General features: G+C 71.4%; 15 protein-coding genes. 6 read left to right on the forward strand and 9 right to left on the reverse strand.

Going from position 1 to position 19,602, the window contains the following annotated elements:
• Window positions 1–195: 195 nt before the first annotated feature.
• Window positions 196–426, forward strand: a complete 231-nt coding sequence (locus GSE44_RS06185) for a hypothetical protein (RefSeq protein WP_159347919.1) — start codon at window positions 196–198, stop codon at window positions 424–426.
• On the opposite strand, the gene GSE44_RS06190 is transcribed toward GSE44_RS06185, so the two are convergent.
• Together GSE44_RS06190 and GSE44_RS06195 are read right to left on the reverse strand one after the other, a co-directional pair.
• The gene (locus GSE44_RS06190; protein WP_159347920.1) at window positions 423–1,058 is read right to left on the reverse strand and encodes a DedA family protein; all 636 of its coding nucleotides are present in this window, start codon (window positions 1,056–1,058) and stop codon (window positions 423–425) included. The two genes, GSE44_RS06185 and GSE44_RS06190, sit on opposite strands and share 4 nt — an antisense overlap.
• A 4-nt stretch (window positions 1,059–1,062) precedes the next feature.
• A complete protein-coding gene (locus GSE44_RS06195; RefSeq protein ID WP_235924587.1) occupies window positions 1,063–2,739 on the reverse strand; it encodes an ArnT family glycosyltransferase in 1,677 nt (558 codons plus the stop codon).
• Between the two features lie 98 nt (window positions 2,740–2,837).
• On the opposite strand from GSE44_RS06195, the gene GSE44_RS06200 reads away from it, so the two are divergent.
• Complete coding sequence (locus GSE44_RS06200) at window positions 2,838–3,056, forward strand: hypothetical protein (protein ID WP_159347921.1); 219 nt, start codon at window positions 2,838–2,840, stop codon at window positions 3,054–3,056.
• A gap of 73 nt (window positions 3,057–3,129) precedes the next feature.
• Here the strand turns inward: GSE44_RS06200 and GSE44_RS06205 are convergent, their stop codons facing one another.
• From GSE44_RS06205 to GSE44_RS06220, 4 genes are all read right to left on the reverse strand, one after another.
• Window positions 3,130–3,669 (reverse strand): hypothetical protein, encoded by a 540-nt coding sequence (locus GSE44_RS06205; RefSeq protein ID WP_159347922.1) that lies wholly within the window; start codon window positions 3,667–3,669, stop codon window positions 3,130–3,132.
• A complete protein-coding gene (locus GSE44_RS06210; protein WP_201305952.1) occupies window positions 3,666–5,306 on the reverse strand; it encodes an FAD-dependent monooxygenase in 1,641 nt (546 codons plus the stop codon). Before GSE44_RS06210 ends, GSE44_RS06205 begins: the two co-directional genes overlap by 4 nt.
• 188 nt (window positions 5,307–5,494) lie before the next feature.
• Entirely contained in the window at window positions 5,495–7,546 is a 2,052-nt protein-coding gene (locus GSE44_RS06215; protein ID WP_159347923.1) for a TRAP transporter permease, read from the reverse strand.
• Window positions 7,546–8,520 carry a TAXI family TRAP transporter solute-binding subunit gene (locus GSE44_RS06220; protein WP_159347924.1) on the reverse strand — a complete coding sequence of 325 codons (975 nt, stop codon included), beginning with the start codon at window positions 8,518–8,520 and terminating at the stop codon, window positions 7,546–7,548. The genes GSE44_RS06215 and GSE44_RS06220 overlap by 1 nt, the downstream gene beginning before the upstream one ends.
• A gap of 175 nt (window positions 8,521–8,695) precedes the next feature.
• Here GSE44_RS06220 and GSE44_RS06225 point away from each other — a divergent pair, with 175 nt between their 5' ends.
• Window positions 8,696–8,875 carry a hypothetical protein gene (locus tag GSE44_RS06225; protein ID WP_159347925.1) on the forward strand — a complete coding sequence of 60 codons (180 nt, stop codon included), beginning with the start codon at window positions 8,696–8,698 and terminating at the stop codon, window positions 8,873–8,875.
• Between the two features lie 20 nt (window positions 8,876–8,895).
• On the opposite strand, the gene GSE44_RS06230 is transcribed toward GSE44_RS06225, so the two are convergent.
• Both GSE44_RS06230 and GSE44_RS06235 read right to left on the reverse strand, forming a co-directional pair.
• A complete protein-coding gene (locus GSE44_RS06230) occupies window positions 8,896–10,149 on the reverse strand; it encodes an MFS transporter (protein ID WP_159347926.1) in 1,254 nt (417 codons plus the stop codon).
• A gap of 70 nt (window positions 10,150–10,219) precedes the next feature.
• A complete protein-coding gene (locus tag GSE44_RS06235) occupies window positions 10,220–14,887 on the reverse strand; it encodes an NAD-glutamate dehydrogenase (protein ID WP_159347927.1) in 4,668 nt (1,555 codons plus the stop codon).
• 127 nt (window positions 14,888–15,014) lie between these two features.
• Here GSE44_RS06235 and GSE44_RS06240 point away from each other — a divergent pair, with 127 nt between their 5' ends.
• Entirely contained in the window at window positions 15,015–16,340 is a 1,326-nt protein-coding gene (locus tag GSE44_RS06240; RefSeq protein ID WP_235924588.1) for a cupin domain-containing protein, read from the forward strand.
• Window positions 16,337–17,083 (forward strand): OmpA family protein, encoded by a 747-nt coding sequence (locus tag GSE44_RS06245; RefSeq protein WP_159347928.1) that lies wholly within the window; start codon window positions 16,337–16,339, stop codon window positions 17,081–17,083. Before GSE44_RS06240 ends, GSE44_RS06245 begins: the two co-directional genes overlap by 4 nt.
• A 141-nt stretch (window positions 17,084–17,224) precedes the next feature.
• Here GSE44_RS06245 and GSE44_RS06250 read toward each other — a convergent pair whose 3' ends face one another.
• Window positions 17,225–18,022: a substrate-binding domain-containing protein gene (locus GSE44_RS06250; RefSeq protein WP_159347929.1), complete on the reverse strand. Its 798-nt coding sequence runs from the start codon at window positions 18,020–18,022 to the stop codon at window positions 17,225–17,227.
• A 229-nt stretch (window positions 18,023–18,251) separates the two neighbouring features.
• Between GSE44_RS06250 and GSE44_RS06255 the strand changes: the two genes are divergently transcribed.
• Window positions 18,252–19,352 (forward strand): alkene reductase, encoded by a 1,101-nt coding sequence (locus GSE44_RS06255; RefSeq protein ID WP_159347930.1) that lies wholly within the window; start codon window positions 18,252–18,254, stop codon window positions 19,350–19,352.
• Window positions 19,353–19,602: the final 250 nt, after the last annotated feature.

Consider the following 19,602-nt stretch of genomic DNA (forward strand, 5'->3'; position numbering starts at 1 on the left):
GCGCCGCACAGGGGATGCGCGCGGGAGAGGGTTGCGCCGCCTAGGGTTGTTCCGGAACCCGCGCGACGGATGGTTGGCCGGAAGCGAGGCCACGCCGGCAAGACGTGGGACGAACCTTCACCCAGCCGGCACGTTCTCCCGGCACGTCCCAGATACGCGCCAACCCCAGGGACGCGCCAAGCCCAGGGACGCGCAATGACGGAGGACTTCGAGATGGCTGCCCGACCGCCGGAAGGCCCGAAGGCCGATTTCACCCAGGAGCAGGCCTCCGAGGCCTACATGCCCCGGCCACCCTCCGCCCGGGAGCTGGACAGGCTCAGCGAGGCGCAGTCGCTGATCACCGACGAATGGACCGGCGAGCCACCCGCCAAGAGTCCCGGGACCGAGCCGGAGAAGCCGGCCCCCGGAGCCGGTGGCAAGGCCTAGCGGTCGCCCACCTCGGGAAGCCGCGCACCCCGGCGCCACCGGTGCCGCGTCCGCCACAGGTGCCACACATAGATCAGCAGCACCGCCGCCACGACCGCGATCGCCAGCGGCTCCATCCAGTGGTTGATCGCCTCCCACTGCCCTTCCAGCCACCAGCCGGCGGCCATCAGGAAGGCGGTCCAACCCGCCGTGCCGACACTCGTCGCCACATAGAAGATCCAGCGGTTCATCCGCACGATTCCGGCCGGCACCGAGATCAGCGTGCGCGGCCCCGGCAGGAAGCGGCACAGGAAAACCGCCCAGCTCCCCCAGCGCCGCAGCACATCCGCCGCCTCACGCACATCCTCCCCGATCACGCCGACATAGCGCCCGAACCGGTCCGCCAGCCGCTCGATCCGCTCCTGCCCCACGGCCCGTGCCAGCTCGTACCAGGCCGCATTGCCCAGCACGGCGCCCGCAGTTCCCGCCAGGAACACCGCCAGCGGATCCAGCTGCCCCTGCGCGGCGGCGAAGCCCGCCACGGGCATGATCGCCTCGGAGGGAATAGGCGGGAAAATATTCTCCGCCAGCATCAGCAGGAAGATGCCGAAGGTGCCGGTGGCCGCCATCACATCGGCGATCATCTGGAGCATGGTGTCAGGAAGCCCGGAACAAGGTGACGGCGACGCGCCGCCCGCGAACATAGTTGAAGCCTTCGGTGCGGCCCACCGCCCGCGCCCGAAGCCCGAGCATGTCGGCCTCGCCCTGGAACCGCGCTACCTCGCGCCCCTCCACGGCCACCACCCGGTCCGGTGCCCCGGCCAGGAAGCGCGCGGCCTCCGCCCCATTGGTCAGCAGCCGCGTCGCCGTCCCCACCTCGAACACAACGGAGGGCTCATGGAAACCCGCGATCCCGAAGCGCTCCGCCGGAACCCCCTCGGCCGCCACCAGCGCGGCGATGCGCGGCGAGACCCAGGGCGCCACCAGATGCGGCAGCACGCCGCCCAGCACCACCCAGTACAGCGGCACGGCCAGCAGCACGGCCACCAGCCCGGCCCGCGCCCATTCCCCGATCCGCGCCGCACGCCACACGGCCCAGAGCAGCACCCCCACTACCGGCACCGCCAGCAGCCCGACCGGGGAAACCCGCCCATCCGCCACCACCGGCAGTGCCACAGCCGCAGCCGCCAGCCCGATCCCAGTGCCGAACAGCGCAGCCCAGCCCAGCCACCCGAGCCAGCGCGGCCCCACCCGCCGCAGCGGATCGCAGGCCCAGGCCGCGCCCAGCAGGAACAGCGCCGGCCAGGCCGGCAGCACGTAATGCGGCAGCTTCGTCGCCACCGCCTCGAACAGCAGCCAGGTCGGCGCCGCCCAGGCCAGCAGGAAGCGTGTTCCGGGCCGCATCCGCGCCGCCCAGGCCCCGGGCAGCCCCCGCAGCACCAGGAAGGCCCCCGGAAAGGCCGCGATCCCGAAGGTCAGCACGTAATAGCCGGGCGGCCCCCAATGCGCCTCCTCGCCCGAGCCAACCTTGTTCAGCATGTCGTCGCCCAGCGCCTGGGCGAAGAACCGCCCCTCGGTCGCGATCCCGATCGCCACCAGCCAGGGCAGCGAACAGGCCAGCATCAGCGGCACGCCCCAGCCGGGCCGCAGCACGCGCAGCCAGGGCGCCCCGTTCCGCCACCCGCGATCCACCCCATACAGGGTCAGCCCGGCCAGCAGCGGCACCATCGGCGCGATCGGCCCCTTGAGCAGCACCCCCGCCCCCAGCGCCAGCCAGAAGCCCAGCGCGGCCCGCGCCGTGAAGGTCCCAGGCGCCAGATAGGCCCGCCCCATCAACCCCATGGCCGCCACAACGCTCGCTAGCAGCGCCGCATCCGTCTTGGCGATATGCGTCTCGACCACCAACAGCAGCGTCGCCGACAGCATCGCCGCCGCCAGGAAGGCGGCCCGCCGTCCCACCAGCGCCCGCCCCAGCGAAAAGGTCGCCAGCACCGCCAGCCAGGCGCCCAGCGCCGAGGCCAGTCGGTAGCTCCCGATCCACCCCCGCGCCGGCAGCCCCACGGCTTCCAGCGTGTGGACGATCCCCGCCTGCGCCCAATGGATCCCGACCGGCTTCTTGTTCCGCTCCACCTCTCCATTGCGGATGCGGACATAATCCCCGCTTTCCACCATCTGCCGGCTGGCCTGCGCGAAACGCGCCTCGTCCCGGTCCCCCGCCGGCAGCGAGAACAGCCCGGGCGCCCACATCAGCAGACAGAGCAGGGAAAGCCACAACCGCGGCCGGCGCGTTTCCGGCAGGCGATCCAGCACGCCGTCCAACGGAGCAAGGGCCATGGCCCGGCGCCTTAACCGCGCCCGCCAGCCGAGTCGAGGCCCATCCCCAACAACCGGGGTCTCTGGGCGTTCATCCCATTCCCAGAGGAGACCCGGCCATGTCCGACACCCCCGAGATCCAGCCCCCCAACCCGTCCCCCGCGCCCGGCCCGGCCCCCGGCCCGGAAAACCCCGTGCCCGAGCCGATCTCCCCGCCGCCGGCGCCCGGTCCCGAAATCCCGCCGGACAACCCGATCAGCCCGGACAATGACCCGATCGGGCCGGATATCCCGCCGATCGGGCCTGGGCCGGGAGGAATGCCGCCGACCGTGATGTGAGGCGGCCCAGGGGCTTTGCTCCTGGACCCCACCGGGGTGGCGGCGGCCACCCCGGACCCCGCAGGGGAAAGAATCAGGCGGGGCGGCCGGCGGAGGCGGTCCTGGTGTATTGGACGGCGCCATACAGCGCGGCCACCGTGAGCAGCACGCCGATCCAATGCGGGATCTGGGGCATGAAGGCCATCATCGCATCCGCGGCCGTCAGCACCGCGAAGGCGCCGGCCCAGGCCAGGGTGATCCGGCGATTGGCATCGATGAATTCCGGCCGCGCCCAGATTTCGGGCGGCGTGTCCTCCCGCGCATATTGCAGCGTGAAGGGAAGCCCGATCGCCACCGAGAACAGCACGATCAGAAGCAGCCCCCCATCGACGACCAGCCGCACCATCGGGATGGTCCAGTCCTGCCCGGTCAGCGCGGTATAGGCCGCAAGTCCGGCGAAGAGCACCGCCGTCTCCACCTCCAGCACCTTCACCGACCGGCCGCGCATCAGCCGGTCCCGCAGGATCAAACCGCAGGCCGTGGCGGCACCCGCCCAGAGCGCCGCCTGCACGAAGCCGAGATGAAGCAGCACCGCGAACAGGATGAAGGGCGCGAAGCTGGCGATGATGTTCATGGGGCAGCCCTGCCTGGGAACGGCTTCTGCCCGGCCGGCAGGAACAGGCCGCCGAGATGGGCGCGCAAACCCGCATCCCGCCATAACCCCCCGCGCCAGCCCAGATGCCCATCCGGCCGCACGAGGAAGCACCCCGCCTGCCCGCCAAAGGCCCCGGCAAAACTGCCTTCCGCGTCATGCAACACCGCGAGGCCCGGCCGGTCCTTCGCATCCGGCCGATCCGTGACAGCCACGGACCGCAGTCGCCCGCCGGACCAGGACCCGAGCTCCCGCGCGAAACCCGCCAGCTCGTCCAGCCCACCCGGTGCGAGACCGGGAAGATAGGCGATGAGCACATGCTCCGGACCCCGCAGCATGTCGAACAGCCGCAGCGGAAAGCCGATCCCCTGGCGCCGCAGCCCGTCGGCGTCCGGTGCGCGGTCGCCCGCTGCCAGCAGCGCATCGCCGCTATCGTCGCGAACCCAGCCCGTTCCCCGGTAGGAGATGGGAATCTGCGTGTCCTGCAGCCGGTCCGGCTGGCCGCCGGCCTCCCGGCCATAGCCCTCGGACGCCGCCCGGGTACGCGCGACGACCTCCGCGCCCACCGGCCGCCGCTCGGCCTCATAGCTGTCCAGCAGGCCCTCGGGCGCGGCACCGTCGAGCACCAGGGCAAGCTTCCAGGCCAGGTTGTACGCATCCTGGATGCCGGTGTTCATGCCCTGCCCGCCCGTGGGCGGATGGATATGCGCCGCATCCCCCGCGATGAAGACACGGCCGGTCCGGTACCGCTCCGCCAGGCGCATGCTGATGCGGAAGATGGAGGACCAGCGCAGGTCGGACAGCGCCGGCCGGTCCGGCAACAGGTCATCCGCCACCGCCTGCAGATGCCGCAGATCTGGCCCCTGAGCCTCCGACTGAATGCCATGCCCCGTGCTGCCCGTCGGCACCAGGGCCGGCGGCGCGATCATCGAGACGCGATACCGGCCTTGCTCCGGTAGCGGCACCGCGACGAACAGGTCGGGCGCCGCGCCCTCGTTCAGCCGCAAGGCCCGGAGCGTCATCCCATAGGGCAGGTCCCAGCCGATCCGCACATCGCCGAGCATGAAGGTCATCGGCATGGCATCGCCCTCGAACCCGATGCCGAGCGCGTGGCGCACGCTGCTATGCGCCCCGTCGCAGCCGATGACGTAGCGGAACGCCGCCTGCTCCTCCGGCCCGTCCGCCCGGGCGATCCGGACCGAGACGCACTGCTCGTCCTGGCTCAGCCCCGTAAGCGCGACACCGCGTTCGACTGCGATGCCATGCCGGCCGAGATGCCGCGCGAGCACGCGCTCCGTCTCGTATTGCGGCAGCCCGAGATGGGAATAGGGCAGGAAGGAATAATCCAGGACAGTATCCGCCGCCGGCCGCCCCTGGACGACCGAGCGGAGCCCCCGGATCCAGAGCCCGGCATCAATCATCTCCCGGGCGACGCCCATGTCCTCCCACACCTCCAGGGTGCGGGGCGTTACCCCGATGGCCCGGCAAAAGGGGGAGGGCTGCGGTAGCCGGTCGATGATGCGGCAGCGCGTTCCGTGCCGCGCAAGCTCGGCGGCAAGGGTGAGGCCGACAGGCCCCGCCCCGACGATCAGAACCGCAGCCATCGGCGTCCCGTTCAATCCCGGAGTTCCTGCAATGGGCTGCGCTGCCGCCCGGCAACTATCGTTGCACTACAGGAAGGATTACCGGCCTGCCATATGTTATCGGCGCATCCTGTTCCGCTCCGCGCCGCGAAACCCGGCATGGGGTCCGGGGTGGCCGCCGCCACCCCGGTGGAGGTCCGGAGGCAGAGCCTCCGGCGCCCCCGCTACGCCATCACCCGTCCGCGCCCCTGCAAAGCCATCAAGGCCGCCGCCAGCGCCATGCCGATCCAGTGCGGCGCCGGCAGCCAGGGCACGATGCCTTCCAGCAGCGCCGGGAACACCAGCAGCAGCCCCGCGAGGACGAAGCCGATGCGCTCGAAGACGTTCAGCGCCCGCAGGAAGTACCCCTGGCAAGCCGCCGCAAGCGCCGCGAGCCCGGCCGTCGCCAGCGCCACCTGCCAGGCCACGTCCAGCCAGGTCATTTCCGGCGTCAGCGAGAGCAGCAGCCCCACGCCTTCCGGATCGGTCACGAAGACAAAGGGCAGCACGAAGGCAGGCAGCGTGTATTTCCACGCCTGCAGAGTCGTCGAATACGGCCCCGCCCCCGTGATCGCGGCGGCCGCGAAGGGCGAGAGCGCCGTCGGCGGCGAAACCTCGCTCAGCACCGCGTAGTAGAAGACGAACATATGCGCCGCGTAATCCGGCACGCCGAGCTTCGTCAGCGCCGGCGCCGCGACCACCGCGCAGATGATGTAGCTGGCCGTCACCGGCACCGCCAAGCCGACGATCCACACGATGAGCGCCGTGAACAGCGCCGTCCCCAGCACCGATCCATTTGCCGCCTGGATCGCGATGTCGGAGAACTTCAATCCCAGCCCCGTCAGCGTGATCACGCCGACGATGATGCCCGCGCAGGCGCAGGTCGCCGCGATGCCCACCGCCTGGACCGCGCCCGAAGCCAGCGCATTCACCAGCTTGCGCGGATAGAGGGAGGTGTCCCGCCGCAGGAAGGACAGCACCACCGCGACGCCCATCGCATAGAGCACCGCGAGGGTGGAGCTGTAGCCCAGCACCATGAACACCACGATCGCGATGAGCGAAGAGAAGTGGAACCCGTATTTCCGCACCAGCTCCCGCGCCGGCGTCGATTCCACCGCCTCCGCCGCCTCGCCCGCGGCGCCGAGCCGCCGCTGGTCCAGTTCCACCATGAACAGCAGCGAGGCGTAGTAGAGGCAGGTGGGGATCACCGCCATGCGCAGCACGTCGAGATAGCCGATCTTCAGGTACTCGGCGATCAGGAAGGCCGCGGCCCCGAGCACAGGCGGCGAGATGATCGCGCCCAGCCCGCCCGCCGCCAGCAACCCGCCCGCATCGGCCGCCCTGTAGCCCACCTTCCTCATCATCGGCCAGGCGACGGTGCCCAGCGTCACGGTCGTCGCGACCCCCGAACCCGAGGGGCCTCCGAGCAGGAAGGAGGACAGCACCACCGTCCGCCCCGCGGAGGATGCCTTGCCGCCCATCACCGAGAAGGAGAAGTCCACGAAGAACTTCCCCGCCCCGCTCATCTGCAGGATCGCGCCATAGATGGTGAACAGGATGATCAGCGTGGCCGAGACATCCACCGCCGTGCCGAAGATGCCGTCCAGCCCCACCGCCAGATGCGGGATCAGCCGCTCGGAATCATAACCCTGATGCGTCCAGGGCGAGGGTAGGTAATTCCCGAAGAAGGCATAGATGACGAACACAACCGCCACGAAGGGCATGATCCATCCCGTCGTCCGCCGCGTCACCTCCAGCACCAGCGCGACCATCATCCAGCCGACGGCGATGTCCATCGGCTCCGGAAAGATCATCCGATCCTGCAGGTCGTCGCCACCCGAGATCAGGTACCAGGTGCAATACAGCCCCGCCGCGATCAGCACCGCATCCCAGGCCATGAACCGGTGCCGGAACCGCCGCGAGGCGGGGAACAGATAGAAGCCCAGCACCAGCGCGAAGCCCACATGCACGAAGCGCAGCGTGGTCGTCGGCACGATGTCCCAGGCCGCCCAAAGGTGGAACAGGCTCATCGCAAGTGCGATCGCCGTCCCAATCCAGGCGAGCACGCCCCGGAAGCGGTGCTGCGCCCCCTCCTCCTCCTCGATCAACGCCTCCACGCGCGCGGTGGTGGCGGCGTCCAGCGAACCAGGCGCCACCTCCGGCGGAAGCCCCGCACCCAAACCAGGCGCGGCACCGGGCGGCCCGTCAGCGGGAACCGCCACCTCCTCGCGCCGCATCAGGCGAGCTTCGCCCCGGCCGCCTGCCAGAAGGCTTCCGCCGCCGGATGCCAGGGAATCCCCGCCGCCGCCGTCTTCTGCCCTTCCAGCTTGAAGTTCCGCGCCTCCGCATGGGTGCGCGCCAGATCCTCGCGGCCGTCCCAGGTGATGCGCAGCAGCTTCGTCACCATCTCCGCCGGCATGTCCTCGCGAACTGCGATCACATTCGCTACCGACATCTGCTTGTTATCCGTCTCTTGCCCCGGATAGGTCCCCTTCGGGATCACCTCGTTGAAATAGACCGGCCCGTACTTCTCCACGATCTTCGCGGTGTACTGGTCATGATCCACCATCTGGATCTGCACGCCTGGGCTCGCCGCAAGGTCCGTCACCGCGCTCGTCGGCACGCCGGAGACGAAGAAATACGCGTCGATCTTCCCGTCCTTGACCGCATTGGTGGATTCCGCCGGCGAAAGCCGCTCGCGCGCCCGGAAATCCTTCGCCGGATCCAGCCCGGCGGCCTCGATCAGCCGCAGCGCCATCACTTCCGTCGCCGAACCAGGCGCACCGGTGGACACGCGCTTGCCCCTCATGTCGGGAATGCTCTTGATCCCGGTGGCCACCGTCGTCACCACCTGCATGCGGTTGGTGTAGATCACGGCGATCGCCCGCGCCGGCACCGGACGCCCGCGGAAGCGCTCATTGCCCTTCACCGCATCCACTGCCGCATCAACCTGCGTGAACACCATCGCCACGCGGCCGGCGCCGAGCAGTTGCAGGTTCGCCACCGACCCGCCCGTCACCTCAACGGTCGAGGACACCCCCGGAAGCTGCCGCGAAATGAGGTTCGCCAGCGCGCCGCCGAGCGGATAATACACGCCGCCCGTGGTGCCGGTCGCGATAGCCAGCTGCTGGCTTTCCTGAGCCAGCGCGATACGCGGTGCCGCCAGCGCAAGCCCTGCAGCGAATACGCCTCGACGCGGGATATTGCCCATCGTCCAACTCCTTGATCCGTTTTCCCTGAAAAGAAGCATAGACCGCCCGACACAGCGGACGAAAGGCCCGACTGCGCGCTGCCACCAACACGCCGCCCCCGCGTTACAGTGCGGTCATCTTCCGCACCCTGCCGGCCGCGCCAACAGGGACACGATCATTCGAGGAAGGTGCGGCGTGGCCGGGACAATGCAGTCGGAGCAATGCGCAAGCGTGAAGCTGCGCGCCGGAAACCATCTCGCCTCCGGCACGGAAGTCCGGGTGACGCCCGCCGGCGGGCTGGCCATCGGCGCCCTCGTTTCGGAAATCCGCCTCTCGGTCGCGCCGCTCGTCTTGTCCGCCCGCCGCCCCTACTGACGTTCCAGGCGCGCGGCGCCTCACGCGTCGCGCCGCGCTTCCCGCACCCCGATCAGCAGCACTGCCCCCGCGGCCATGAAGGCGGCCGTCGTCGCCATCCCCAGGCGCTGGCTGCCGCTTGCCTGCGTCACCGCCGCCAGCACCGCAGGCCCGACGAATCCGGTGATCCGGCCGGACAGCGCGAACAGGCCGAAATGCGCTGCGATCTCCCCCGGCGGCGCCAGCCGCGCCATCATCGTGCGGGATGCCGCCTGCGCCGGGCCGAAGAACAGCCCCAGCACCAGCGCCAGCCCCCAGAACAGCGCCGCGCTCTCCACCACCACCAGCGCCAACCCGAGCACGGACATCGCGAACAACGCCACCAACACCATGCGCTTCGACCCGACGCGATCCTCCACCATCCCGCCCAGCGCCGCCCCCAGCCCGGCCGAGACATTCATCGCGATGCCGAACAGCAGCACCTGCTGGAAGCTCAACCCATGCACCCCGGCCGCGAAGATGGCGCCGAAGGCAAACAGCGTGTTCAGCCCATCCGTGTAGAACATCCGTGCCACCAGGAAGCGCAGCATGTCGGGCCGCATGCGCAAGCCGCTCAGCACGCCGCCCAGCTCCCGCAGCCCCTTCCGCGCCGAAGCCCCCCATCCCAGCCGCGCGCCCGCAGGATCGGGCATCGCCACCAGCACCGGCCAGCCGAAGGCCAGCAGCCAAAGCCCCACCATCACCGCCGTTGCCCGCACCGGCCCGCCCGAGGCATGGTCCAGCCCGAACAACCCTGGATCCGGCCGGATCAGCCCGAACAGGCACAGCACGAGGCAAACCAGCCCGCCGGCATAGCCCAGCCCCCAGGCCAGGCCGGAAACCCGCCCTATCCGCTCCGGCCGCGCCACATCCGGCAACATCGAGTTGTAGAAGACCGTCCCCACCTCGAAGGCCACCGTCGCCAGCCCGACGCAGCCCAGCGCGTAAAGCGCCCAGGCCTCCTCCGGCCGCGCGAACCACAGCGCCGCGGTGAAAACCGCCGTCCCCAGCGTACACAGCGCCAGCATCAGCCGCCGCCGCCCGCCCGCATCCGCCACGGCGCCCAGCACCGGCGACAGCAGCGCGACCGCGATCCCCGCGGCCGTCTGCATCCATCCCCACATGGCCTGCCCGGCCACCGGATCGGGCGCCACGGCCTGGGAGAACCAGGTGGCAATGACGAAGGTCGTCACCACGGCGGGAAACGCGCTGTTTGCCCAGTCATAGAACGCCCAGGCGAACTCCTTGCGGTTCAAGCGAAGGCCGGGGAAAGGAATTCCCCCGGGCCCCCATCTTTTTCTTCGAACTGGATGTGCGCCCGCAAAGTCATGCGCGCTGCAGCGCCCGCAGCGCCACCGACACGGCGGAAAGTTCGCCCAGCCCCGCGGCCTCGCGCGCGACCCGCACGGCATCCTCCGGCGGCCGCACCACCTGTCCGGCCAGCGCGGCCGCGGCGATCCGCGTCTGCAACGCCGCCAGATCCTCGAGCAGCGCCGCCTTAGCCCGCGGCCCGAAGGCCCCCGGTGCCGGCGCGGCCTGCGCGGCCCCGCGCAAGGCCTCCAGCCCGAAATCCCGCCCCGCGGCATCCCAGGCCGCCGCCGCCTCGGCCGGCGTCACCCCCGCGCCCGCGGCCAGCCGCACGATCCCGATCGCGGCCGAAAGCGAGGACGCACCCCCCACCAGCCGCGCCGCGCCCTCGGGCAACATGCCCCCGGCCGGCACGGGCATCGCGGCGATCAGCGCGCTCACCCCGGGCCGCAGCAGCGCCTCTGCCTCGGCCAGCGGCGTCGCATCGCCCAGCAGCGCCCGCGCCGCCTCCTCATGCAGCCGCCGCAGCACCAGCAGCGCCGTCCGCCGCGCCTCCGGCGTCAGCACCGCCGCATCGAGGGAATCCGCCGCCGCCCCGATCCCGAACAACCGGTCCGCAAGCCAGGCCGCCCGCACCACCGAAGCGGCATCCCCCTCGCCCGCCAGCCGGGCCAGCCCGGCCGGGCCGATGCGGTTCGCCGCCATGTTCGCCAGCATCGTCGCCACCAGGTTCCGCCGCAGCCGATGCCGCTCGATCAACTCGGGAAAGCGCTCCTGCAGGGCCGTCGGGAAATACCCGCGCAGCAACGGCAGGAAGGCCGGATCATCCGGCAACTCGCTCTCCTCCACCGCATCCGTCAGCCACAGCTTCGCAACGGGCAGCAGCGCGGCGATCTCCGGCCGCGTCAGCGCATCCGCCTGCCCGATCCGCTCCGCCATGCGCGCGGCCGAAGGCAGCCCCAGCACCGCGCGGTCCAGCAGCCCCTCCGCCTCCAGCCGCACCATCAGCGCCGCCTGCGCCGGCAGCGCCTCCGCCCCCGAGGTCTGCTCCAGAGACACGGCCGCGAACTGCGCCGCGTTATCCGCCAGCACGAGCGACGCCACCTCGTCGGTCATGGATTCCAGCAGCTCATCCCGCTGCCGCCGCGTCAGCCCGCCGCCCCGCTCGGCATCCGCCAGCAGGATCTTGATGTTCACCTCATGGTCCGAGGTGCTCACCCCCGCCGAATTGTCCAGCGCATCCGTGTTGAGCGCGACGCCCATGCGCGCCGCCTCGATCCGCCCCGCCTGCGTTACCGCGAGATTAGCGCCCTCGCCGATCACCCGCGCCCGGATCTCCTGCCCATCCACGCGCAACGCGTCATTCGCCCGGTCGCCCGCCTCCGCCTGGCTCTCCGTGCTCGCCTTCACATAGGTCCCGATGCCGCCGAAATAGAGCAGGTCCACCTTCGCCTTCAGGATCGCGCGCATCACCGCCGCCGGCTCCGGGCGCTCCTCCTTGATCTCCAGCAGCGCGCGCGCCTGCGGCGACAGCGGGATGAACTTCGCATTGCGCGGGAACACGCCCCCGCCCTCGCTCACCAGCCGCACGTCGTAATCCGCCCAGGAAGAACGCGGCATCTCGAACAGCCGCTTCCGTTCCTCGAAGGAGCTCTCCGGATCGGGATTCGGATCGATGAAGATGTGCCGGTGATCGAAGGCCGCCACCAGCCGCGTCTTGCGCGAGATCAGCAGCCCATTGCCGAACACGTCGCCCGACATGTCGCCCACGCCCACGCAGGTGAAGGGATCGGCCTGGATATCCAGCCCCTGCTCGGCGAAATGCCGCGCCACCATCACCCAGGCGCCCTTGGCGGTGATGCCCATCCCCTTGTGGTCGTAACCGGCGGAACCGCCCGAGGCGAAGGCATCCCCGAGCCAGAAGCCGTATTCCTCGGACAGCGAATTCGCGACGTCGGAGAAGGTCGCCGTTCCCTTGTCGGCAGCGGCGACGATGTAGGGATCATCCCCGTCCCGCCGCATGACGCGCGGCGGCGGCACCACGGAACCATCCGCCGCGTAGTTGTCCGTCACGTCCAGCATCGCGCGGATCAGCGTCCGGTACGCCGCGACGCCCGCCGCCATGAAGGCCTCGCGATCCGAAGGCGCCGGCACCACCCCCTTCAGGATGAACCCGCCCTTCGCGCCGGTCGGCACGATGATCACGTTCTTCAGTCGCTGCGCCTTCATCAGCCCAAGGATCTCGGTGCGGAAATCCTCCCGCCGGTCGGACCAGCGGATGCCGCCGCGCGCGACGGGCCCGGCGCGCAGATGGCATCCCTCCATATGCATCGCGGAGACGAAGATCTCGCGCCACGGGCGCGGGTCCGGCATTTCCCCCGCCCGCGCGCTCTCGATCTTCAGCGAGAGGTAGTCCTTCCCCTGGAAGTAGTTCGTGCGCAGCACCGCATCCAGCGCCGTGCGCAGCCGCGACAGGATGCGGTCCGTATCCGGGTCGGCCACGCCTTCGATCAGCGCCGCCCATTCGGCGGCCGCGCGCGCCTCGGCGGCCTCGCGATCCACCGCATCCGGATCGAATCGCGCATTGAACAGCGCGACGAGAATCCGCGCCGCGTCCGGATTCGCCGCCAGCGCGCCCTCGACCGCCGGCTGCGAGAAGGCGAATCCCACCTGCTTGCACCAGCGGAAGATCGCGCGCAGCAGCCAGGCCTCGCGCCAGGTGATCCCCGCGCGCAGCGCCAGCCGGTTGAACCCATCCGCCTCCGCGCGTCCCTCAAGCAGGGCGGAGAGCGTATCCAGCAGCTCGTCGAACCGGTCCTCCGCCGCCTCCGTTCCCGCCTCCAGCGTGAACACATGCAGCACCACCGTGTCGCCGCCCGCCGGGCACAGCCGCCAGGGCTGCTCCTCGATCGCGCGCAGGTCCAGGCTCTCGAACAAGGGCAGGGCATCGGCCAGCGGCAGCGGCCCGCCGGGGCTCGCCAGGCGCAGCATCAGCCGCCGTGCCCCCTCGCCCGGAATGCGCGACACCGCCGCGATGGGCCGCCGCGCCGCCAGTGCCTGCTCGGCCAGCCGCAGGTCGGCCACCGCCTGCGCCGCCGTCATCGCCTCCGGATAGGCGGCGGGGAAGGCATCCGCCCAGCGCGCGGCCAGCCGCGCCCCCTCGGCCTCGCCGGCCTCCTCCGCCAGCGCCTGCGCCACCGCCTCGGGGAAGCCCCGCGCGGCCCGCGCCACCGCCGCCTCCAGCGCCGCCAGGTCCACCGCCGGCACCACCGCCGGATCGGTCCCGATCACGTAATGCACCCGCGCCAGCGGCGTGTCCCCGATCGCGATGTAGAAGGCCGAGAGCCGCCCGCCGAAGGCCGCCACCAGCAGCCGCCCCACGCGCTCGCGCAGCTGCGTGTCAAAGTTCTCCCGTGGCAGCCAGGCAATGGCCGAGACGAAGCGCCCGAAGCGGTCCCGCCGCACCACCAGCGCCGGGTGCGGCCGGATCGTCAGGTCCAGCGCCCGCCGCGCCCCCTCCAGAAGCTCCGCCTCCTCCGCCTGGAACAGTTCGTCACGCGGCCAGGTATCCAGGATCGACTGGAAGGCCCGCTCGTCATGGCTGCCCGGCGGCGCGCCGGACGCCTCCAGCACCCGCCGCACCTTCGGCCCCAGCCAGGGAATGGCGCGCGGGCTGCGGTTATAGGCGGTGGCCGCGAACAGCCCCATGAACAGGCGCAGCCCCACCACCCGGCCATCGGCCGAGAAAATGCGCGTGGCCACCACATCCGCATGGCTCGGCCGGTGCACGCGCAGCCGCAGGTTCCCCTTCGCCACCGCCAGCGCCACCGGCTGCGTCAGCGATTCGCGCACCGCCGCCGGCACCGCGTCGCGGTCGCGCAGCGCATCGAACACCACCACCGATTCGTCGCGCAACAGCCCCAGCCCGTCCTCGGCCGTGATCGCCCCGCCCTCGGGGAAGCGCAGCACGCGATGCCCGAGCAGGACGAAATTATCCTCCGCCAGCCAGCGCAGGAAGGCGATCGCCTCCTTCCCCTCCGGCGCCCCGGCCAGCTCCACCTCCGCCTGGCGCAGCCGCTCCAGCATCGGCCCGAAATCGCCGACCGCCAGCCGCACCTCCTCCATCGCCCGGCGCAGCGCCGCCTCCAGCGCCGGCAGATCGGCGGAACTGCCCGCCACCGCCCCGCGCCCGCCGCCGGGCGGCGCGATCTCGATCCGCATCAGGCTTTCATGCGGCCCGCCCGAGCCCGCCGGCCCGATCGATTCCACCTGCCCCGCCGCATCCCGCCGCACCGCCATGATCGGATGCAGCAGCCGCCGCACGCTGCGCCCGGAAAGCGACAGCGCGGCCAGGGCGCTGTCCACCAGGAAAGGCATGTCGTCGGTCACGATCTCCGCCACCGCCCCGCCGCCGGAAGGCGGCGTCAGCCGCAGCGCCAGCTCCCCCCGCCGGCGAATCCCGGCCACCGAGAACAGCGAGGCCGCATCCGCCGCCAAGGCCTCCGGCGCCATCCCGGCCAGCTCATCCAGCGGAATCGCCACTCCCAACCCGCGCAGCAGCGCATGCGCCGCCTCGGGCAGGGCAGGGGCCATGCGCGACAGCGCCGCCCCGGCCTCCGTCAGCAGCGCCTCGCGCATCCCCTCCGCTCCGGTGGGGCGTGCGGCGGGCGGCAGGTCGTCGGGCATCGGTGTCTCCTCCGGTCGCCCGCCCCGGCCACCCTGCGGCAGGCTGGATCGGCGGGCGTGGATCTCAGGTCCGTGGCATTCTCCCGCCAGGATCGGGGCGCACCGCCCCCGGCGCAAGCGGTGCGGCATGCCGGACCGCCTGCGGACCGAAATGTCACGCTTCCGCCCCGCGCGGGGCGATCCCCTGGCCGCCCAACCCCGTTCCGCCTACCTTCCCCCCGCCATGGCCTACACCCTCGACGACCTGCTCGCCCCGATGGACCAAGCCCGGTTCTTCGCCGAGTTCCACGACAAGCAGCCGCTCCACATCAAGGGCGGCGCGGCGAAGTTCGCCCGGGTCCTCTCCTGGTCGGGAATCGACCGGCTGCTGAACCAGACCCACATCTGGTCCAGCCAGTCCCTCAAGCTGCAGATGGACGCCCAGCCGGTCCCGGCCGAGGCCTATTGCATCCGCGCCACCAGCCGGGACAACACGCCGGTCCTGCAGCCCGACGCCAACCGCCTGCGCGAATGGGTCGCCAGGGGCGCCTCCCTCGTCCTCAACGACGTGGACAGCCTCACCCCCGGCCTGGCCAGCGTCTCCGAAGCCCTGGAAGGCGCCGGCCTCGGCCGTGCCCAGGCGAATGTCTACGTCTCCTTCCAGGCCCATAAGGCCTTCCCCACCCATTTCGACACGCATGACGTCTGGGCCGTGCAGGTCGAGGGCGAGAAGACCTGGAACATCTGGTCCGGCCGCGCCGAGTACCCGATTCCCCACCCCGCCTTCCGCAGCCTCGGCCAGGCCCATCACGAACGCGCCCGCGGCACGCTGCGCGAAAAGGTCCTGCTGAAGGCCGGCGACCTCCTCTACCTGCCGCGCGGCTGGTATCACGACGCCCTGGCCGAGGGCCCCGCCTCGGTCCATGTCGCCTATGGCGTCCACGCCCCGATCGGGCTGGACCTCGCCAACATGCTGGCAGAGCGCGCCATCCAGGACCCCATGTTCCGCCAGCCCCTGCCGCGGCAGGACGGCACCCCGGCAGCCCAGTTCGCCCTCACCAGCCGCGCCGCCCAGCTCGGCCAGCGCCTGGCGGAACTCGCCCGCGACCCGCAGGTGCTGCAGGTCCTCGCCCGCCATGTCGCCGAGGCCCGCTACCCCCGCGGCGGCAACCACCTCCTGGCCGCCCGCGGCCTCGAAGCTGGCACCGAGGCCCCCGCCTCCGCCCCCGAAGCCACGGCCACCAGCTTCCGCATCCTCATCCCCGGCGCCCGCCCTGTCCGCCGCGGCGCCGACTGGGTGCTGCGCACCGAATCCGCCAGCGTCCCCCTCACCCCGCCCGAGGCCGAAGCCGCCCTCTGGCTCTTCGCCCGCCGCGAGGTCGACGCCCCCGCCCTGCGCGCCGCCCATCCCGCCGTCGACGCCGATTCCCTGCTGAACCGCCTCACCGGCGCCGGAGCCCTGGCCACCGCATGATCCCCTTCCGCGCCGCCTTCCTTCTCACCCTCGCCTTCGCCGCCCCAGCCCTCGCCCAGCCCCCCAACCGCCCCGCGCAGAGCTTCAACTGCATCGGCGCCGAGGAGCTGGAGGACGATGTCTTCGCCATCCCCTTCGCCGCAGGCCGCGACCGCCTCACCGACGCCGCCCGCGCCAATCTCGACGCCGCCATCCGCCTGCTGAAGCGTGACCCCGACCGCAATGCCTGCATCCTCGGCCATGCCCTCCGGGAGGGCGGCCAGCAGACCAGCGTCCAGCTCGCCGCCCGCCGCGCCCGCGCGGTGCGCGAGGCCCTGCGGGCCGCCGGCCTTCCCGAATCTCGCCTCCGCTCCGAGGCCCGCGTCGCCGGCTTCAGCCGCACCACCGGCAACACCACGGCCCGCAGCGTCTCCATCGTCGTGATGCCCGCCGGCGCCCCCCGCCCCGAACCCGCAACCCCGCGTGAAACCGCGCCGCCGGCCGCGACGCCATCCCGCGAGACCACGCCACCCCCCGCCGCCCCGCCGGCCGCCGCCCCACCCCGCGAGACGACGCCGCCCCCAGCCGCTCCGCCCGCCGCCGCCCCACCCCGCGAGACGACGCCACCGCCGCCCGCACCGCCGGCCGTGGTGCCATCCCGCGAGACCACGCCGCCTCCCGCGGCTCCACCCGCCGAGGCCCCGGCGCGCGAAACCACGCCACCCCCGCCGGCCGAAAAGCCCGAAAGCAGCAAGCCGGACTGACATGGCCCGGGAGGTCGTTCCTCCCGGCCTTCCGCCGGACCCGCCCCCGCCCCGGGAACCACCACGGCGCGCCCAGCTAGCCAGGGCGCCGTGCTGAGGCACTGAGCCGCCTGCTCAGCTTCCGCTCACAGCCCCCTGTTCTCAGCCCCCTGTGCGGCCGGCGATCGGCTCCAGCCCCGTTCGCACCAGCACCGGCGCCGCCTCCGCCGAGGCCAGGTAGCGGATCAGCGCCCGCGCCGCCTCCGGCTCCCGCGCCCCCGTCGCAAGTCCCGCGCAGAAGATCGTCGCCTGCTGCACCCCCTCCGGGATCGTGCCGACAAAATCGATCCCCTCGATCGGCAGCAACTCGCTCACCTGCTGGAACCCGATCTCCGCCTCCCCGCGCGCCACCACGCTGCCCACGCGCTCGCTGTAGATGCGGCGGCTCTTCGGCATCATCTCGTCATGGATGCCCATCCGCTTGTACATTTCCGTCTCGACATAAACCCCGCTCGCGCTAGCCGAGTAGGCGACGGAACGCGCCGCCAGCAGCGCCTGCCGGAAGGAATCCACCGTGCTGATATCCGGCTTCGGCGCGCCGGACCGCACGGCCATGCCGATCAGCGAACGCGCGATGTCCACGCGGCTGCCCGCCTGCGCCTTTCCATCCCTGATCAGCGCCTCCAGCCCATCGGAGGCCAGCAGCAGCACATCCGCCGGCTCCCCGCGCCCCAGCCGCTGCGGGATCGCATCCGGCGCCGCCCCCATCGAGGCCCCCTGCACTGTGTGCAGCCGGTGCCCCGTGGAGGCCTGGAAGCCCGGCTCCAGCGCCCGATAAGCGGCGGTCAGCCCGCCCGAGGTCATCACCCGGACCTCCGCCGCGACCGCGCCGCGCGACAGGAAGGGCAGGGCGGCCGCGCCCAGAAGCAGCGCACGTCGGCCAGTCGCATATCGATGCATCGCGTCGTTCCTCCGTTTCCCGAAGGTTAGTCTCGTGCCCACAGCCCTTCCCAGGCCCTCCTGACCACCGCCACGACAACACCCCGCGACGAGACGGCCCCGCCAATCCGGGCTGCCCGCACATGGCAGCCATGCCCCTCCACGCTCCCCCCCTGCATCCGCCACCCGGCCCCCCAGATACCGCTGGACGACCCGGCCCGAAGCGCCGGCTCCATGAAGGAACAGCCACTTGCCCACCGCCGCCAACGCCGACAGCCCCCTTTTCCAGCCCATCAAGATCGGCGCCCTGGACCTGCAGAACCGCATCGTCATGGCCCCGCTCACCCGCAGCCGCGCCGGCGCCGGTGACGTCCCCCGCCCGATGGCGGCCACCTATTACGGCCAGCGCGCCTCCGCTGGCCTCATCATCTCCGAAGCCACCCAGGTCTCCGATACGGCCAAGGGCTATGCCTGGACCCCCGGCATCTACACCGACGCCCAGATCGAAGGCTGGCGCCGCGTGACCGACGCCGTGCACGCCAAGGGCGGCAAGATCGTCGTCCAGCTCTGGCATGTCGGCCGCATCTCCCACCCCTCGCTGCAGCCCGGCAACGCAACGCCGCTCGCCCCCTCGGCCATCACCCCCAAGGGCCAGGCCTTCACCGAAACCGGCTTCCAGCCGCACCCCCAGCCCCGCGCCCTGGAGCGCGGCGAGATCCACAAGATCATCACGGACTTCTCCCATGCCGCGAACTGCGCCCGCCGCGCCGGCTTCGACGGCGTGGAGATCCACGGCGCCAATGGCTACCTGATCGACCAGTTCCTGCGGAACGGCACCAACCAGCGCACCGATGAATACGGCGGCAGCATCGAGAACCGCACCCGCTTCCTCCTCGAAGTCGTCGAAGCCGTCACCCAGTCCATCGGCGCCAGCCGCACCGGCCTCCGCCTCTCCCCGGTGACCCCGGCGAACGACGCCAGCGACAGCAACCCCGCGCCCCTCTTCCAATACGCGGTGGAACAGCTGAACCGCTTCAACCTCGCCTTCCTCCACATGGTCGAAGGCGCGACCGGCGGCCCGCGCGACATCGTCCCCGACTTCGACTTCGCCGCGCTCCGGAAGGCCTTCCGCGGCCCCTACATCGCGAACAACGGCTATGACTTCGCCATGGCCGATGCCGCGCTCCGCGAAGGCCGCGCCGACCTCATCGCCTTCGGCCGCCCCTTCATCGCCAATCCGGACCTGGTGCAGCGCCTGAAGACCGGCGCACCCCTCGCGGAGCCGAACCGCGAGACGCTCTATGGCGGGGACGAGCACGGCTACACGGACTATCCGGCGCTCGCCGCCTGAACAGGGAAAAGGCCGGGGGAAAGGTATTTCCCCCGGACCCCCAATCTATTTTTGTCAGTTTGGCGCGGGGGTGGTGGTTGCCGCGCCTGTGCAACGAATGGGGTGATTGCGGCGTGAAAACGTCCTAGTGGTTTGAGTTAGAAGTGTTCTGACATGCTGGGCGGGGTGTAAGGTCGGGCGTCTCTGATGGGAGGCGCCCATGTCATGTGGCCCGAAAGCGGCAGCGGTAGTGCTGACGGAGGAGGAGCGC

This window comes from Muricoccus harenae, assembly GCF_009848505.1.
In the GTDB taxonomy this organism is placed as follows: domain Bacteria; phylum Pseudomonadota; class Alphaproteobacteria; order Acetobacterales; family Acetobacteraceae; genus Roseomonas; species Roseomonas harenae.

Coding starts and splice junctions, on each gene's coding strand:
- GSE44_RS06185 (WP_159347919.1), top strand. CDS start 196: ATGACGGAGGACTTCGAGATGGCTGCCCGACCGCCGGAAGGCCCGAAG.
- GSE44_RS06200 (WP_159347921.1), top strand. CDS start 2,838: ATGTCCGACACCCCCGAGATCCAGCCCCCCAACCCGTCCCCCGCGCCC.
- GSE44_RS06235 (WP_159347927.1), bottom strand. CDS start 14,887: ATGCCCGACGACCTGCCGCCCGCCGCACGCCCCACCGGAGCGGAGGGG.
- GSE44_RS06240 (WP_235924588.1), top strand. CDS start 15,015: ATGCCGGACCGCCTGCGGACCGAAATGTCACGCTTCCGCCCCGCGCGG.
- GSE44_RS06190 (WP_159347920.1), bottom strand. CDS start 1,058: ATGCTCCAGATGATCGCCGATGTGATGGCGGCCACCGGCACCTTCGGC.
- GSE44_RS06215 (WP_159347923.1), bottom strand. CDS start 7,546: ATGCGGCGCGAGGAGGTGGCGGTTCCCGCTGACGGGCCGCCCGGTGCC.
- GSE44_RS06245 (WP_159347928.1), top strand. CDS start 16,337: ATGATCCCCTTCCGCGCCGCCTTCCTTCTCACCCTCGCCTTCGCCGCC.
- GSE44_RS06205 (WP_159347922.1), bottom strand. CDS start 3,669: ATGAACATCATCGCCAGCTTCGCGCCCTTCATCCTGTTCGCGGTGCTG.
- GSE44_RS06250 (WP_159347929.1), bottom strand. CDS start 18,022: ATGCATCGATATGCGACTGGCCGACGTGCGCTGCTTCTGGGCGCGGCC.
- GSE44_RS06195 (WP_235924587.1), bottom strand. CDS start 2,739: ATGGCCCTTGCTCCGTTGGACGGCGTGCTGGATCGCCTGCCGGAAACG.
- GSE44_RS06220 (WP_159347924.1), bottom strand. CDS start 8,520: ATGGGCAATATCCCGCGTCGAGGCGTATTCGCTGCAGGGCTTGCGCTG.